Raw genomic sequence first — 13,909 nt, forward strand, 5'->3', positions numbered from 1 at the left:
CGCCTCACAACCTTGGAGAGGGCAGACGGCGCGCGTTGCCCTGGCTTGTTGTGTCGCTCGGTCTCGGAGCTGAACCGTGGTCCGCTTCGAAAATGTCGGCCTGCGCTATGGGCTCGGTCCGGAGATCCTGCGCGATCTCAATTTCGCGATCCCGGCGCATTCCTTCCAGTTTCTGACCGGCCCTTCGGGCGCCGGCAAGACGTCGTTGCTGCGTCTGTTGTTCCTGTCGCTGCGGCCGACGCGCGGGCTGGTCAATCTGTTCGGCAACGACGTGTCGCTGCTGACCAAGGACGAAGTCTCGGCGCTGCGCCAGCGCATCGGCATCGTGCTGCAGGATTTCCGGCTGCTCGACCACATGACCACCTATGAGAACGTCGCACTGCCGTTCCGTGTCACCGGGCGCGAGGAGGCGAGCTATCGCAAGGAAGTCATCGATCTGTTGAAATGGGTCGGGCTCGGCGAGCGGATGGACGCGCTGCCGCCGGTGCTGTCGGGCGGCGAGAAGCAGCGCGCTGCGATCGCGCGCGCGGTGATCGGCCGGCCGCAATTGCTGCTCGCCGACGAGCCGACCGGCAATGTCGATCCGACGCTCGGCCGCCGGCTGCTGCGGCTGTTCATCGAGCTCAACAAATCCGGCACCGCGGTGGTCATTGCCACCCACGACATCACCCTGATGGACCAGTACGAGGCGCGGCGCCTGGTGCTGCATCAGGGCCGGCTGCACGTCTATGAATAAGCCGCCGCCCAACCGGCCGTCGCGCCCCCGCTCCGACCCGCGCGACGCAATGGTCGATCTCGGCGACGAGCGGCCGCAGGTGCCGGCGCGCGCCCGCAACGCCTCGCCGATCGTGCCGCGGGCGTCGATCGCCGGCCGCGCGCTGGTGGCGGTGGTGGCGATCATGGCGTTCCTCGCCTCGATGACCACCGGCGTGGTGCTGCTGGTCAGCGCCTCGGCGGCGGAATGGCAGTCGGACGTCGCCAGCGAACTCACCGTGCAGGTCCGCCCGGTGCAGGGCCGCAGCCTCGATCGCGATTCCGCGACGGTGGCCGAACTGGTGCGCAGTCAGCCCGGCATCGTCGAGGTGCAGCCCTTCACCAAGGAAGAATCCGCCAAGCTGCTGGAGCCGTGGCTCGGCAGCGGCCTCTCGCTCGACGATCTGCCGGTCCCGCGAGTGATCGTGGCGCGCATCGCGCCCGGCACCACGCTTGACCTCGAGGATCTTCGCCGCCGCATTGCTCAGGCCGTGCCGAGCGCCAGCGTCGACGACCATCGCGCCTGGATTGAGCGGATGCGTTCGATGACCGGCGCCACGGTGTTCGCCGGGATCGGCGTGCTGGCCCTGGTGATCATCGCCACCATCATCTCGGTATCGTTCGCCACGAGGGGCGCGATGGCGGCCAATCGGCCGATCGTCGAGGTGCTGCATTTCGTCGGCGCCAGCGATCGCTTCATTGCCGATCGGTTCTTCCGCCACTTTCTGATGCTCGGCCTGCAGGGCGGGCTGATCGGCGGTGGCGCCGCGGTGTTCGTGTTCGGCTTCTCGGAATCGGTTGCGACGTGGTTTTCCGGGACGCCCGTCGGTGACCAGTTTGCGGCGCTGCTCGGGACCTTCTCGCTGCGCCCGATGGGGTATCTGGCGCTAACCGGGCAGGCGGTGCTGATTGCCGCCATTACGGCGTTGGCATCGCGGCGGACGCTGTTCAGCACGCTGAATTCGATCGAATGACGGCGGCGGTGCGCCGCCGGGCAGGTCCTGAGTTGGAGGCTCCGACTCCCTTTCGCCCGAAAAGGCACTAGAGTCCGGACAGTTTTCGGCGATCGGGTTCGACCAACGAAGCTGCATCGAAAGCTCGCAATCGAGGTTATATCGGCATCCAATGGATCCGCGTTCTGCCCAGCTCCAGCCCGATCTGCGCCCGGCCCGGCCGCGGCGCCGGTTCGGGATGCTCCGCGCCGCCGCGTTGGCGGTGCTGGCGCTTGGGCTGGTGGGCGCCGGCGGCTTCGTGGCATTCCTGATGCAGCTGCGGGTCGAGGAGGCCAGGCCGTCGCGCGTCGCAGACGGTATCGTGGTGCTGACCGGCGGCTCGTCGCGGGTGTCGGACGCCGTCGACCTTCTGGCCTCCGGCTACGGCAAGCGGCTGCTGATCTCGGGTGTGCATCGGACCAACGGGGCCAGCGACATCTCGCGCTCGGTGCCGGAGAGCAAGGACTGGTTCGGCTGCTGCGTCGATCTCGACCGCTCTGCCGTCAACACCCGCAGCAACGCCGCCGAGACCAAGCGCTGGGCGAGCGAGCGCGGCTTTCATTCGCTGATCGTTGTCACCTCCAACTATCACATGCCGCGCGCGATCGTCGAAATGTCGCATGCGATGCCGGACATCGAACTGATCCCGTTCTCGGTGATCGGCGACAAGTGGCGCGACGAGGTGTGGTGGAGCAGTGGCGCCACAATGCGGCTGCTGCTATCCGAATACGCCAAATATCTCGCCGTCGAAGCGCGGGTGCGGCTGGCGCGGCTGGGGATCGAGATCGCGCCTGAGGCGTCGGAGCAAGCGCCGGAGCCGTCTGCGCATAAGCCGACGACGGCGCTCGCCAACTGACCGGATCGTTTGATGACGCGTATTTTCGTCCGCTCGTTGATCTACAACGTGCTGTTCTATCTGCTGCTGGTGTTCTGGATCCTGGTGGCGATCCCGACCTTCCTGCTGCCCCGCCGCGCGCTGATCAAGGTTGCCAAGATGTGGGGCCAGAGCAGCATCTGGCTGATGCGCATCGTGTGCGGCACCAGGGTCGAATTCCGCGGCCTCGAGAAAATTCCGAAAGGTCCGCTGATCGTCGCGCCCAAGCATCAGTCGATGTGGGAGACGTTCGCGCTGCTGCAGCATTTCGACGAGCCGCTGTACATCCTCAAGCGCGAGCTGACCTGGATTCCGTTCTTCGGCTGGCTGCTGCTCAAGGCCGACATGATCGCCATCAACCGCCAGAAGGGCGGTCGCGTGCTGATGGAAATGGCGCTGCGCGCCAGTGAGGAAGTCAATCGCGGCCGGCAGCTGATCATCTTTCCGGAAGGCACCCGCACCGCGGTCGGCGCGCCGCCGCGCTACAAGGCCGGCATCGCGCAGATCTACGCCGATTGCAACGTGCCGTGTCTGCCGGTGGCGCTGAACTCCGGCCTGTTCTGGCCGCGCCGGCAGTTCATGCGCTACCCCGGCACGATCGTGGTCGAATTCCTCGATCCGCTGCCCGCGGGGATGTCGCGCCGCGAATTCTTCGACACCGTCAGCGAACGCATCGAAACCGCAAGCCAGCGCCTGATCGAAGCCGGCCGGCGCGAACAACAAGCGCTGTTCGGCGGCGTGCCGAGCACAGCGCCCGTCGACGCGCCCGCAGTGCCCGACCGCACCGCCAGCAACCAGTAACCACCTCTCCCCACCCGCAGCGCGCTCCCTCTTCCGCTTGCGGAAGAGGGCTGGGGTGAGGGCGCCCCAGGCGCTGACTCAGCGATGCGGCGGCGTTTCGTCGCGCAGGGCTTCGGCGAGGCGGTGCAGATGCGGGTCGCGGCAGCCTTGGGCTTCGAGCGAATGCACGGTCGACAACACGTAGTCGCGGTTGGGGCCGGAGCGGCCGTGGCCTTGGCGGACCAGGCGCAGCTGTTCGGCGGGTGTCAGCCGGCCGGCATATTGCGCATGGCCGCGATCCACCACATAGGCCAGCGCGCTGACCCGCCGCCGCGGATCATCCGCCAGCCACACCGAGCGCTTGACCTCACGGTATACGCTGGTGACCTGCTCGCGCTCCCGCAGGTAAGCCACCGTCTGCGCCCGGTGCTGGTCGGCAACGCGAAAGGCGATGCCACGGCAGGCGCCGCCGCGGTCGAGTCCAAGCACCAGCCCAGGCTGCTCAGGCGTGCCACGATGCACGAAAGAATACACGCACAGCGCCCGATGCTCACCGATCAGCCGTGCCGGCTGCTGTTCGACGAAGTCGAACCCCGGCCGCCACATCAGCGACCCATAGCCGAACACCCACAGGTCGCCCTCGGTGAGTTCGGCATCGGTCAGGATCTTGGCGGACATCAGGGCAAGACTTCAGGGACTCAAGGAGCACGACTTCGAGGCAAGACTTCGCGCAAATGACAAATTCCGTGTCTACCGCATCGTGCCGGTCAATGTCAGCGCTTTCGCGGCGGAGGCTATGGGCCGGTCCCGCGATTTGCCTTTTCGGGGGCACACTCTAAGTAGGCTCGATGACCGATCACACGCTTCCCACCCGCCGCCGGCTGTGGCCGTTGTTCCTGCTGCCGGCGCTGCTGCTCGTCGCGGCGATCGCCTGGACCGGCTTCTGGTTCTTCTCCGTCGCCCAGGTCGACCGTATCGTCGATTCGTGGCGGGCGCGCGAAGCCGCCGCCGGCCGCGCCTATGATTGCGGCGACCGCTCGATCGCCGGTTTTCCGTTCCGCCTCGAAGTCCGCTGCACCGATGCCAGCGTGGCGTTGACGGCGCAGACCGCCGAGCAGGTCGCGAGCCAGACGCCGGTGACGGCCAAGCTTGGCGAGATTCTGGTGGTGTCCCAGATCTATCAGCCGAGCCTGTTGATCGCCGAGTTCAAGGGCCCTGCAATCTTCGCCGATCGCGGCCAGCCGCCGTCGCTGCAGCTCAACTGGGCGACCGCGCGCAGCAGTGCCGCCGGCCTTCCGGGGCCGCCGCAACGGGTGTCGCTGGTGTTCGAAGCGCCGGCGCTCGACCGGCTCGGCGGCGCCGCGCCGCTGCCGTTGGCCCGCGCCCGCCATGTCGAGATGCACGCCCGCCAGCTCGAAGGCCCGGCCGGCGCCGCGCCGCGGATCGTGACCGACTTGCAGTTCGAGGCCGCCAGCGTCCAGGACGTGCATCCGCTGCTCGCCGAATTGTTCGACGCGCATCTGCGCGTGGTGCTGAGCGGGCTCCGGGATTTCCGGCCGAAGCCGTGGCCGCAACGCTTCCGCGAATTGCAGGCCGCCGGCGGCCGGATCGAGATTACCCAGGCACGGCTGCAGCAGGGCGAGACCATCGCCACCGCAATCGGCGCGCTCGGCCTGACGCCGACCGGCAATGTCGACGGCGAACTGCAGATGGTGGTGGCCGGGCTCGACCAGGTCGTGCCGAAGCTCGGCATCGACAAGGTGCTGGAAGAGGGCGTGTCGCAATCGACGATCGACCGGCTGGCGCCGGGCGTCCGCGCGGGCGACGTCAACAACATGCTTGGCGCACTCGACCGCGCCATCCCGGGCCTCGGCCGCATCGTCCGTCAGAACGCCAATGTCGGCGTCGCCGCCGGCATCAAGGCTCTCGGCCAGGAAGCGACGTTAGAAGGCCGCCCCGCCCGCGCCTTTCCGCTGCGCTTCGTCGACGGCGCCGTCATGCTCGGCCCGATCAAGGTCGCGCAGATGAAGCCGCTGTTCTGAGCATCTTGGTGATCTGTTGAAGTAAGCGCCGCCCCGACCGCAGCGCGCCCCCTCTCCCGCTTGCGGGAGAGGGCTGGGGTGAGGGCGACGCGGGCACCGTGCCTGGGGACCCCACCCTCGACCCCTCCCCGCAAGGGGGAGGGGAGCAGAAGCCGCGCCTCGCGGCAACTAACTATCGGGTAACTAACTATGCAACCCCGGCGCCTCGTGGCCGGTTCGTGCCACATACTCCGTGTAGCCACCGCCGTATTTGTGGATGCCGTCGGGGGTCAGCTCCAGCACGCGGTTCGACAGCGCGCCCAGAAAATGCCGGTCGTGCGACACGAACAGCATGGTGCCTTCGAAATCCGACAGCGCCTTGATCAGCATTTCCTTGGTGGCGATGTCGAGATGGTTGGTCGGCTCGTCGAGCACCAGGAAGTTCGGCGGGTCGTACAGCATCTTGGCCATCACCAGCCGCGCCTTCTCGCCGCCGCTGAGCACCCGGCACTTCTTCTCGACGTCGTCACCGGAGAAGCCGAAGCAGCCGGCGAGCGCGCGGAGCGAGCCTTGCCCGGCTTGCGGAAACCATTCTTCCAGCGAGGCGAACACGGTGAGCTCGCCGTCGATCAGGTCCATCGCGTGCTGCGCGAAGTAGCCCATCTTGACGCTGCCGCCGAGCGCGACGCTGCCGTCGTCGGGCGGCGTCGAGCCGGTCACCAGTTTGAGCAGCGTCGACTTGCCGGCGCCGTTGATGCCCATCACGCACCAGCGCTCGCGCCGCTGGATCTGGAAGTCGAGCCCTTCATAGATGGTCCGGCTGCCGTAACGTTTTGATACGCGCTTGAGGCTGACGACGTCCTCGCCCGAGCGCGGCGCCGGCAGGAAGTCGAACGCGATGGTCTGGCGGCGCCGCGGCGGCTCGACCTTCTCGATCTTGTCGAGCTTCTTGACCCGGCTCTGCACCTGCGCGGCATGTGACGCGCGCGCCTTGAAGCGCTCGATGAAGGCGACTTCCTTGGCCAGCATCGCCTGCTGGCGCTCGAACTGCGCCTGCTGCTGCTTGTCGGCGAGCGCGCGCTGCTGTTCGTAGAATTCGTAGTTGCCGGAGTAGCTGGTCAGCGTGCCGGCATCGATTTCGATGATCTTGTTGACGATGCGGTTCATGAACTCGCGATCGTGCGACGTCATCAGCAGCGCGCCTTCGAAGCCGCGCAAGAATTGCTCGAGCCAGATCAGGCTTTCGATGTCGAGATGGTTCGACGGCTCGTCGAGCAGCATCACGTCGGGGCGCATCAAGAGAATACGGGCGAGCGCCACGCGCATCTTCCAGCCGCCTGAGAGTTTGCCGACGTCGCCGTCCATCATCTCCTGGGTGAACGACAGGCCGGCCAGCACCTCGCGGGCGCGGCCTTCCAGCGCGTAACCGTCGAGCTCCTCGAAGCGGTGCTGCACCTCGCCGTAACGCTCGAGGATCTGCTCCATCTCGTCGGCCTTGTCGGGGTCGGCGAGCGCGTCCTCGAGCTGCTTCAGCTCGGCCGCGACTTCGCTGACCGGGCCGGCGCCCTCCATGGTCTCGGCCACGGCGCTACGGCCCGACATCTCGCCGACGTCCTGGCTGAAATAGCCGATGGTCAGGCCGCGATCGACCGAGACCTGGCCCTCGTCGGGCGTCTCGGTGCCCTTGATCATCCGGAACAGCGTGGTCTTGCCGGAGCCGTTGGGTCCGACCAGACCGATCTTCTCGCCGCGAAGCAGCGTCGCGGACGCCTCGATGTAGAGGATCTGGTGGGCGTTCTGCTTGGAGATATTGTCGAGACGGATCATGGGCTCACAGCGCGTTAAAATGCTGCGGCGCGTTTAGCGGAAACAGAGGCAATGCGCCAGACGCGCACAATCCACGCACGTCATTCCGGGGCGCGCAGCGAAGCGGCGCGAACCCGGAATCCCGCAGTGTTCTGCGACTCGGCCGTTTCCACAACTGCGAGATTCCGGGTTCGCTCGCAAGGGCGAGCGCCCCGGAATGACGACCGCGGGGAGGGCGCTCATTCCGGAAGGATGAGCGCGCGGGGAGAGCACTCACCCCTCCGGCAGCACCGCGTTGCTCGGCGTCACGCGGTCGCTGATCTGCATGCCGAACAGGCTGCCGATCAGCTCGACGGCAACACGCGCGGTGCGGCCGCGCTCGTCGAGGAACGGGTTGAGCTCGACGACGTCGACCGAACGCACCAGCCCGGAATCGTGCAGCAGCTCCATCACCAGGTGCGCTTCGCGATAGGTCGTGCCTCCGGGCACGGTGGTGCCGACGCCCGGCGCCACCGCGGGATCGAGCACGTCGACGTCGAACGACAAATGCAGCACGCCGCCCGCGGCGCGGACGCGGTCGATGATGCGGCGGATCAGTACGGCGACGCCGAACTCATCGATCGCCCGCATGTCGACCACCGGGATGGCGCGAGCGCGCACCAGTTCCTTCTCCAAGGGATCGATCGAGCGGATGCCGAACAGATCGAGTTGGCTCGGCGGGATCGAAACCCGCGGCTCAGCGCCGAGCAGATGATCGAGCCCGGGCTCGCCGCATAAAAAAGCCGCCGACATGCCGTGCATGTTAGCGCTGATCGTCGTCGCCGGCGTGTTGTAGTCGGCATGCGCGTCGAACCAAAGCACGAACAGCGGTTTGCCCTGCTGCTGCCAATGGCGCGCGACGCCGTTGATCGAGCCCATCGACAGGCTGTGATCGCCGCCCATGAACAGCGGCACGGCGCCGGTTCTGGCGAGATCGTAAGCGCGCGCCGAGATCGCTCCGACCCAACTCCTCACCTCGTCATAGTAATTGGCGTTGGCCGGCGCCGGATCGTCGCTGCGCGTCACCGGCGGATGCGGCATGTCGCCATGGTCCTCGACCGTGAAGCGCAGTTGCTCGAGCACGCGGCCGATGCCGGCGGTGCGGAGCGCCGCGGGGCCCATCAGCGTGCCGCGTAGGCCGGCGCCGATCTCGATCGGGACGCCGAGCAGCGCGACGCGGCGGGCTGGGTCGGGCGGAAGCAAAGAGGAGGGCGTCATGCGCGGCGCCTTTCAAGAGGAGCGCAGGTCAGACAACCGCGTAGCCGCGCCGGATGACGACCGTGCGTCCGTGCTGATCAGGCCTTGAAATAGGTGATCTGATGCGTGGTCGCCAGCAGCTTGCCGCTGGGCGCCCACAGCTCGCCGGTCTGATCGCTGAAGCTCTTGTGGAACACGTTGGCGTCGGCGACGCCGAGCACCGCGGTGATCGGTTCGGCGGCGAGGTCGTCGGCGTCGACGTGGAAATACGTTGTCATCGACACCGTGCCGATCGGCAGCAATTCGCCGCGGACATGGAAGATCCGGGCGAAGAACGCGTCGGCGATCGCCGACAGCGATAAGAGGTCGAGTGTGCGCGGCACGGCGTGAGCGATCCAGGCCTTGGTATGCGCGCTGGCCGGGCCGTCTTGCGTGCCGCTGCCGAAGCTCGGCTCGTTCTCGACGAAGCGGAATTCGAACTGCCGCACCCACGAGGCCGCGACGCCTTCGCGGGAGTACACCGGCGCTTGGTCATAGGGCAGGGTGCGCGGCATCTGCGTCGGCCGATGCGTCCAGGTCTCGCGCCGCTGTGCGAACACCGCGGTGGCGAAGGCCTCGACGTCGCCATCCTCTTGCGTCAGTTCGATGCCCCAATGCTGGGTCGAACGCGTCGCCTTGATCAGCCGCGGCGTCAGATCGAAAGCGCCGGCGGCGATCGGCGCGCAGAAATTCACCGTGAAGGCCAGCGGATCGCCGGCGCGCTCTTGCTGCGCCATCAACGCCCGCAACAGCGTCGCCGCGGTGGCGCCGCCGAACTGGCCGACAAAGGCGTGATAATCGTCGCTGGTGGCCCCCTGCCAGCGCCCGTCGCGCTGCGCGACTTGCGTTGCTACGTCGAACGGATGCGCGCTCTCCACCTTGGCGTCCATGGTCGCTCCCTGTGTTGTTGTTTTTGGGCGTTGCTGTTCATGCCTACCGCAAAGCACAATCTGCCCCGCACCGACCCAACGCGCAATGGCTGCCGACCATCATATGATCACGAAGAGGCCGCCTTGAACCGCAGCGCACTCCCTCTCCCGCTTGCGGGAGAGGGCTGGGGTGAGGGAGCCCCAGGCACTGGCTCAGCGATGCGCGGATCGGAGTGCCCTCACCCGCCGCGCTTCGCGCGTCGACCTCCCCCGCAAACGGGGGAGGTGCGCTGTGCGCGGGGAGGGTGCGCCAAGTCACCGCGAGGCAGTCACAAAAAAGCCGGCGCGATTGCTCGCGCCGGCTTGGTTGGTTCAGCGTTCGTGCGAACTCAGTTGAGCTTGCTGCGGACGTCCTGGATGCCTTTGGTCAGCAGGTCGTCGGCAACCGGGCCCTTGACCGACTGCGACAGGATCGACGCGGCGGCGGAGACGGCGGCTTCGGCTGCGGCGGCGCGGACGTCGGCGACGGCCTGAGCCTCCGCCAGCGCGATCTTGCCTTCCGCGGTCTTGGTGCGGCGGGCGACGAAGTCTTCCAGCTTGGTCTTGGACTCGGCCGCGATGCGTTCGGCGTCGGCCTTGGCGCTGGCGACGATCGCTTCGGCTTCCCGCTCGGCCTGGGCGCGGCGGGCGCGATAGTCGGCGAGCAGCTTGGCGGCTTCGTCCTTGAGCTTGCGGGCCTCGTCGAGCTCGGCCTTGATCCGGTCGCGACGATTGTCGAGCGCCTTGATCACCGTCCGGTGCACGCCCAGATAGGCGAACAGGCCCATCAGGATGATGAACGCGATGGCGACCCAGGTTTCTGCTTCAGCGAAGATTTCCATCAGCCTCAACCTTTGAGCGACGCGTCGACCGCGCTGTTGACCGCGTTGCCGTCCGGCGTCACGCCCGACAGCTGCTGCACGATCGCGGAGGCGGCGTCGGCGGCGATGCCGCGAACGTTGCCCATCGCAGTCGCGCGGGTCGCAGCGATGGTCTTCTCGGCATCGGCGAGCTTGGCCGCCAGCCGTTCTTCCAGCGTCTTGCGCTCGGCTTCCGCCTGCGCATTCAGCTTGTCACGGGTTTCCGCGCCGATCGCCTGCGCCCGGGCTCGGGCCTGGGCCAGTTCGGTTTCGTAGGCCTTCAGCGCTTCGTCCGATTCGGCCTTCAGCTTCTGCGCGGCTGCGAGATCGCCCTCGATGGCTTTCTGACGGTCATCGATCACACCGCCGACGCGCGGCAGTGCGATCTTCGACACGATCAGGTAGAGCGCGACGAACGCGATCGCCAGCGACACGAGTTGCGAAGCGAAGGTTTCCTGCTGGAACGGCGGAAACGGGGCCTTGTGGCCGTCCGCCGCCGTGTGAGCAGTGGTTCCCTTGGCGTCGCCAGGACCTGTAGCCACGGGCTTCTCCTGTTCGGGGCCGGTCACGACCTCAGCGGCGCGACCGGATTGGATCTTAGAGGGCGAACAGCAGCAGCAGCGCGATCAGCAGCGAGAAGATGCCGAGCGCTTCCGTCACCGCGAAGCCGAAAATCAGGTTGCCGAACTGACCCTGAGCGGCCGACGGGTTACGCACCGCAGCGGCGAGGTAGTTGCCGAAGATGATGCCCACGCCGGCGCCAGCGCCGCCCATGCCAATGCAGGCAATACCAGCGCCAATGTACTTCGCGGCAATCGGATCCATGTAACGAACTCCTGTTGGGGTTTTGGTTTGACGTCGAGGAATGGGCCGTTAGTGACCCGGATGAATTGCATCGTTGAGATAGATGCAAGTCAGGATGGCGAACACATAAGCCTGCAGGAACGCGACCAGCAGTTCGAGCGCGGTCAGCGCGATGGTCAGGCCGAGCGGCAGCACCGCGCCGAACCAGCCGACGACGCCGAGCGCGCCGAGCATCGCGATGAAGCTCGCAAACACTTTCAGCGCGATGTGGCCCGCCAGCATGTTGGCGAACAGACGCACCGAGTGCGACACCGGCTTCAGGAAGAACGAGATGACTTCGATGAACACCACCAGCGGCAGGATGTAGATCGGCACGCCGGAGGGCACGAACAGCTTGAAGAACTTCAGACCGTTCTTGCTGAGGCCGTAGATCAGCACCGTGAGGAACACCAGCATCGCCAGCGCGACGGTGACGATCAGGTGGCTGGAGACCGTGAAGGTGTAGGGGATGATGCCGATCAGGTTCGACACCGCGATGAACATGAACAGCGAGAACACCAGCGGGAAGAACTTGAGGCCTTCCTTGCCGGCGGTCGACCGGATCATGTTGGCGACGAATTCGTAGGACAGCTCGGCGACCGACTGCATGCGGCCCGGCACCAGCTGGCGGCCCGGCACCAGCATCAGCGCGGCGATCACCGCCACGGTGCCGAACATGTAGGCCGACGAATTGGTGAACGCGATTTCCTGTCCGCCAATGTGACCGAGGGAGAAGAGCTTGGTGATCTGGAACTGATGGATCGGATCGGCGGCCATTCGTTTCTCAGTCTGTCGGTGTCGCGAGCTTGCGCGGGATTCGAACGATGGTGTGCACTTCGGTCCCGTTCAGAGCCGCTCGGACTGCTTCGCCATCACTCCCGCCGCCCGCATCACGTTGATCACGCCGGCGATGAAACCGACCAGCGACAACACGATGAGGCCCCAGGGAGAGGTCGACAACAAACGATCGAAACCCCAGCCGAGAGCCGCTCCGCCGAGAACGCCCGCGACCAATTCGGAGGACAGGCGAAAACCGAGCGCCATCGCCGAGGCTTTGGCAGGTCCGTCTTCACTTGAACCGGATTGATCAGACTGGAGTTTCCGACTCTCCCGCGAATGAGCGAGTCGTTGTTCCAGGCTTCCGAGCCTAGCGGAAAGCGCAGCTTCCTCAGGCGACCCGGTGCTGCTCTCGTCACTCCGCCGGCTGCCCTTGTGCGTGTCGTCCGCCATGTCGTGGAGACCCGAAAAAGCTGCCGTTGATCGTGAAGTAAACGCCCCGTGACCCTTGAAAAGCCGGGCGGACCATACTGACCGCCTGTTGGCAAGTCAAGATTCGGTCGCGGCCCATTACATTGTTGTTTTGGCTGATTTTATTGAGGATTTGCCGCGTCCTGCGATAACTTGTCCGCAGCGTTTGATGGCGCCCCGCGCGACGATCCGGCTTGCGCGGCAGGATCGGCTCTGATCCGATGCGGCGATCACGGCGACCGCTTCACAATTCCTTCCGGCCGCCTGCAGCCGGAGTGCGCATGCCGCGTCAGATCGACTACTACTTTTCGTTTCAATCGCCCTGGGCCTATCTTGGCCACGCGCCGTTCCGGCAGCTGGTCGAGACCTATGAGGTCGCCGTGACGTACAAGCCGGTGCTGCTGACCGGGCTGTTCGCCGAGACCGGCGGCCTGCCGCTCGCCAAGCGGCACCCGGCGCGGCAGCGTTATCGGCTGGTCGAGTTGCAGCGCTGGCGCGACAAGCGCGGCGTCGACTTCAAATTATGGCCGAAACATTGGCCCTTCGACGCGCGGCTCGCCGACGGCGTGGTGCTGGCGGCGCTCGCGGCCGGGCTCGATCCCGAGCCCTATGTACAGCGAGCGTTTCCGGCGGTTTGGCAGAGCGAGCGCGACCTCGCCGACCCGGCGGTGCTGATCGAGCTCGCGAACGCCGCCGGCCTGCCGGGCGACAAGCTGGTGGCGCATGCCGCGTCGGATCAGATCCGCGCCGCTTACGAGCAGAACCGCCAGGATGCCATCGCGGCCGACGTGTTCGGCTCGCCGTCTTATGTGCTGGATGGCGAGGTGTTCTGGGGCCAGGACCGGATCGAACTGTTGGCCGATGCGTTAAAATCCGGCCGCGGGCCGTACCGTCCGCCGGCCTGAGCCCCCATATCGGGCGAATCTCGATCTGCCAGCGGAGCTTCCGATGATCATCGCCCGTATTGAACCGTTCGCTGCCGCCCTGGCGCGGCGCCGGCTGCAGATCGCAGCCGTGTCGGTCGTGCTGACGCTGAGTGGTGGCGGCGCGATGGCGCAGCCTTTGCCCGACAACGAGAACGGCCGCTACACCTTCACCCCGACCGCCGACGGCGTGACCCGGCTCGACACCCGTACCGGCAAGGTTTCGACCTGCAAGGACAAGGGCAATGGCTGGGCCTGCGAGGCGGTCGCCGACGACCGCGCCGCATTCGACGCCGAGATCGGCCGGCTGCAGGGCGATGTCGACCGGCTCACCAGGGAAGCGCAGGCGCTGCGGGTCGAAAACGACAGCCTGAAGACCAAGCTGGCGCAGCGTGGCCCGACCGTTTCCGGCAAGATCGACGAGGCGATGCCGAAGACCGACAAGATCCCGGCGCCCGAGGTCACCACCAAGGACGGCCAGCGCAAACTCGAAATCCCCCTGCCGAGCGATCAGGACGTCGACCGCGTGGTCGGCTTCCTCGAACGGGCGTGGCGGCGGCTGATCGAGATGGCGCAGCGTATCCAGCGCGAGACCACGGGCGACGGCAAGACCTGAGCGCCAAGAG

At 66.5% G+C, this 13,909-nt stretch carries 16 protein-coding genes; 7 read left to right on the forward strand and 9 right to left on the reverse strand.

Going from position 1 to position 13,909, the window contains the following annotated elements:
- Positions 1–76 precede the first annotated feature (76 nt).
- From ftsE to D4Q52_RS16855, 4 genes are all read left to right on the forward strand, one after another.
- Entirely contained in the window at positions 77–736 is a 660-nt protein-coding gene (ftsE, locus tag D4Q52_RS16840) for a cell division ATP-binding protein FtsE (protein ID WP_119857729.1), read from the forward strand.
- On the forward strand, positions 729–1,727 hold the full coding sequence (locus D4Q52_RS16845) for a cell division protein FtsX (protein ID WP_119857730.1): 999 nt from the start codon (positions 729–731) through the stop codon (positions 1,725–1,727). The genes ftsE and D4Q52_RS16845 overlap by 8 nt, the downstream gene beginning before the upstream one ends.
- 151 nt (positions 1,728–1,878) lie before the next feature.
- Positions 1,879–2,601 carry a YdcF family protein gene (locus D4Q52_RS16850; protein WP_119857731.1) on the forward strand — a complete coding sequence of 241 codons (723 nt, stop codon included), beginning with the start codon at positions 1,879–1,881 and terminating at the stop codon, positions 2,599–2,601.
- 12 nt (positions 2,602–2,613) lie between these two features.
- Complete coding sequence (locus D4Q52_RS16855; protein WP_119857732.1) at positions 2,614–3,420, forward strand: lysophospholipid acyltransferase family protein; 807 nt, start codon at positions 2,614–2,616, stop codon at positions 3,418–3,420.
- 78 nt (positions 3,421–3,498) lie between these two features.
- Here the strand turns inward: D4Q52_RS16855 and D4Q52_RS16860 are convergent, their stop codons facing one another.
- Entirely contained in the window at positions 3,499–4,077 is a 579-nt protein-coding gene (locus D4Q52_RS16860; protein WP_119857733.1) for a gamma-glutamylcyclotransferase, read from the reverse strand.
- A gap of 170 nt (positions 4,078–4,247) precedes the next feature.
- On the opposite strand from D4Q52_RS16860, the gene D4Q52_RS16865 reads away from it, so the two are divergent.
- On the forward strand, positions 4,248–5,441 hold the full coding sequence (locus D4Q52_RS16865; protein WP_119857734.1) for a DUF2125 domain-containing protein: 1,194 nt from the start codon (positions 4,248–4,250) through the stop codon (positions 5,439–5,441).
- A 183-nt stretch (positions 5,442–5,624) separates the two neighbouring features.
- Here D4Q52_RS16865 and D4Q52_RS16875 read toward each other — a convergent pair whose 3' ends face one another.
- From D4Q52_RS16875 to D4Q52_RS16910, 8 genes are all read right to left on the reverse strand, one after another.
- A complete protein-coding gene (locus D4Q52_RS16875) occupies positions 5,625–7,247 on the reverse strand; it encodes an ABC-F family ATP-binding cassette domain-containing protein (protein WP_119857735.1) in 1,623 nt (540 codons plus the stop codon).
- A gap of 252 nt (positions 7,248–7,499) precedes the next feature.
- The gene (rocF, locus tag D4Q52_RS16880; RefSeq protein ID WP_119857736.1) at positions 7,500–8,483 is read right to left on the reverse strand and encodes an arginase; all 984 of its coding nucleotides are present in this window, start codon (positions 8,481–8,483) and stop codon (positions 7,500–7,502) included.
- Positions 8,484–8,560: 77 nt separating this feature from the next.
- Entirely contained in the window at positions 8,561–9,391 is an 831-nt protein-coding gene (locus tag D4Q52_RS16885) for an acyl-CoA thioesterase (RefSeq protein WP_119857737.1), read from the reverse strand.
- Between the two features lie 368 nt (positions 9,392–9,759).
- Positions 9,760–10,251, reverse strand: a complete 492-nt coding sequence (locus tag D4Q52_RS16890; protein WP_119857738.1) for an ATP F0F1 synthase subunit B — start codon at positions 10,249–10,251, stop codon at positions 9,760–9,762.
- 5 nt (positions 10,252–10,256) lie between these two features.
- Positions 10,257–10,811: a F0F1 ATP synthase subunit B' gene (locus tag D4Q52_RS16895; RefSeq protein WP_119857796.1), complete on the reverse strand. Its 555-nt coding sequence runs from the start codon at positions 10,809–10,811 to the stop codon at positions 10,257–10,259.
- Positions 10,812–10,866: 55 nt separating this feature from the next.
- Complete coding sequence (locus tag D4Q52_RS16900; protein WP_009796340.1) at positions 10,867–11,094, reverse strand: F0F1 ATP synthase subunit C; 228 nt, start codon at positions 11,092–11,094, stop codon at positions 10,867–10,869.
- Between the two features lie 48 nt (positions 11,095–11,142).
- A complete protein-coding gene (locus D4Q52_RS16905) occupies positions 11,143–11,889 on the reverse strand; it encodes a F0F1 ATP synthase subunit A (protein ID WP_119857739.1) in 747 nt (248 codons plus the stop codon).
- A 69-nt stretch (positions 11,890–11,958) separates the two neighbouring features.
- Positions 11,959–12,342 carry an AtpZ/AtpI family protein gene (locus tag D4Q52_RS16910; protein WP_119857740.1) on the reverse strand — a complete coding sequence of 128 codons (384 nt, stop codon included), beginning with the start codon at positions 12,340–12,342 and terminating at the stop codon, positions 11,959–11,961.
- A 299-nt stretch (positions 12,343–12,641) separates the two neighbouring features.
- Between D4Q52_RS16910 and D4Q52_RS16915 the strand changes: the two genes are divergently transcribed.
- Both D4Q52_RS16915 and D4Q52_RS16920 read left to right on the forward strand, forming a co-directional pair.
- Complete coding sequence (locus D4Q52_RS16915; protein WP_119857741.1) at positions 12,642–13,265, forward strand: 2-hydroxychromene-2-carboxylate isomerase; 624 nt, start codon at positions 12,642–12,644, stop codon at positions 13,263–13,265.
- Positions 13,266–13,308: 43 nt separating this feature from the next.
- Positions 13,309–13,899, forward strand: coding sequence for a hypothetical protein (locus tag D4Q52_RS16920; RefSeq protein ID WP_119857742.1), 591 nt, complete (start codon positions 13,309–13,311; stop codon positions 13,897–13,899).
- Positions 13,900–13,909: the final 10 nt, after the last annotated feature.

The organism is Rhodopseudomonas palustris (genome assembly GCF_003591005.1).
Taxonomy (GTDB): Bacteria; Pseudomonadota; Alphaproteobacteria; order Rhizobiales; family Xanthobacteraceae; genus Rhodopseudomonas; species Rhodopseudomonas palustris_K.

What these genes read in the sequence shown, in the direction of transcription:
- D4Q52_RS16845 (WP_119857730.1), top strand. Translation starts at nt 729, where the DNA reads ATGAATAAGCCGCCGCCCAACCGGCCGTCGCGCCCCCGCTCCGACCCG.
- D4Q52_RS16850 (WP_119857731.1), top strand. Translation starts at nt 1,879, where the DNA reads ATGGATCCGCGTTCTGCCCAGCTCCAGCCCGATCTGCGCCCGGCCCGG.
- D4Q52_RS16855 (WP_119857732.1), top strand. Translation starts at nt 2,614, where the DNA reads ATGACGCGTATTTTCGTCCGCTCGTTGATCTACAACGTGCTGTTCTAT.
- D4Q52_RS16860 (WP_119857733.1), bottom strand. Translation starts at nt 4,077, where the DNA reads ATGTCCGCCAAGATCCTGACCGATGCCGAACTCACCGAGGGCGACCTG.
- D4Q52_RS16865 (WP_119857734.1), top strand. Translation starts at nt 4,248, where the DNA reads ATGACCGATCACACGCTTCCCACCCGCCGCCGGCTGTGGCCGTTGTTC.
- D4Q52_RS16875 (WP_119857735.1), bottom strand. Translation starts at nt 7,247, where the DNA reads ATGATCCGTCTCGACAATATCTCCAAGCAGAACGCCCACCAGATCCTC.
- rocF (WP_119857736.1), bottom strand. Translation starts at nt 8,483, where the DNA reads ATGACGCCCTCCTCTTTGCTTCCGCCCGACCCAGCCCGCCGCGTCGCG.
- D4Q52_RS16885 (WP_119857737.1), bottom strand. Translation starts at nt 9,391, where the DNA reads ATGGACGCCAAGGTGGAGAGCGCGCATCCGTTCGACGTAGCAACGCAA.
- D4Q52_RS16890 (WP_119857738.1), bottom strand. Translation starts at nt 10,251, where the DNA reads ATGGAAATCTTCGCTGAAGCAGAAACCTGGGTCGCCATCGCGTTCATC.
- D4Q52_RS16900 (WP_009796340.1), bottom strand. Translation starts at nt 11,094, where the DNA reads ATGGATCCGATTGCCGCGAAGTACATTGGCGCTGGTATTGCCTGCATT.
- D4Q52_RS16905 (WP_119857739.1), bottom strand. Translation starts at nt 11,889, where the DNA reads ATGGCCGCCGATCCGATCCATCAGTTCCAGATCACCAAGCTCTTCTCC.
- D4Q52_RS16910 (WP_119857740.1), bottom strand. Translation starts at nt 12,342, where the DNA reads ATGGCGGACGACACGCACAAGGGCAGCCGGCGGAGTGACGAGAGCAGC.
- D4Q52_RS16915 (WP_119857741.1), top strand. Translation starts at nt 12,642, where the DNA reads ATGCCGCGTCAGATCGACTACTACTTTTCGTTTCAATCGCCCTGGGCC.
- D4Q52_RS16920 (WP_119857742.1), top strand. Translation starts at nt 13,309, where the DNA reads ATGATCATCGCCCGTATTGAACCGTTCGCTGCCGCCCTGGCGCGGCGC.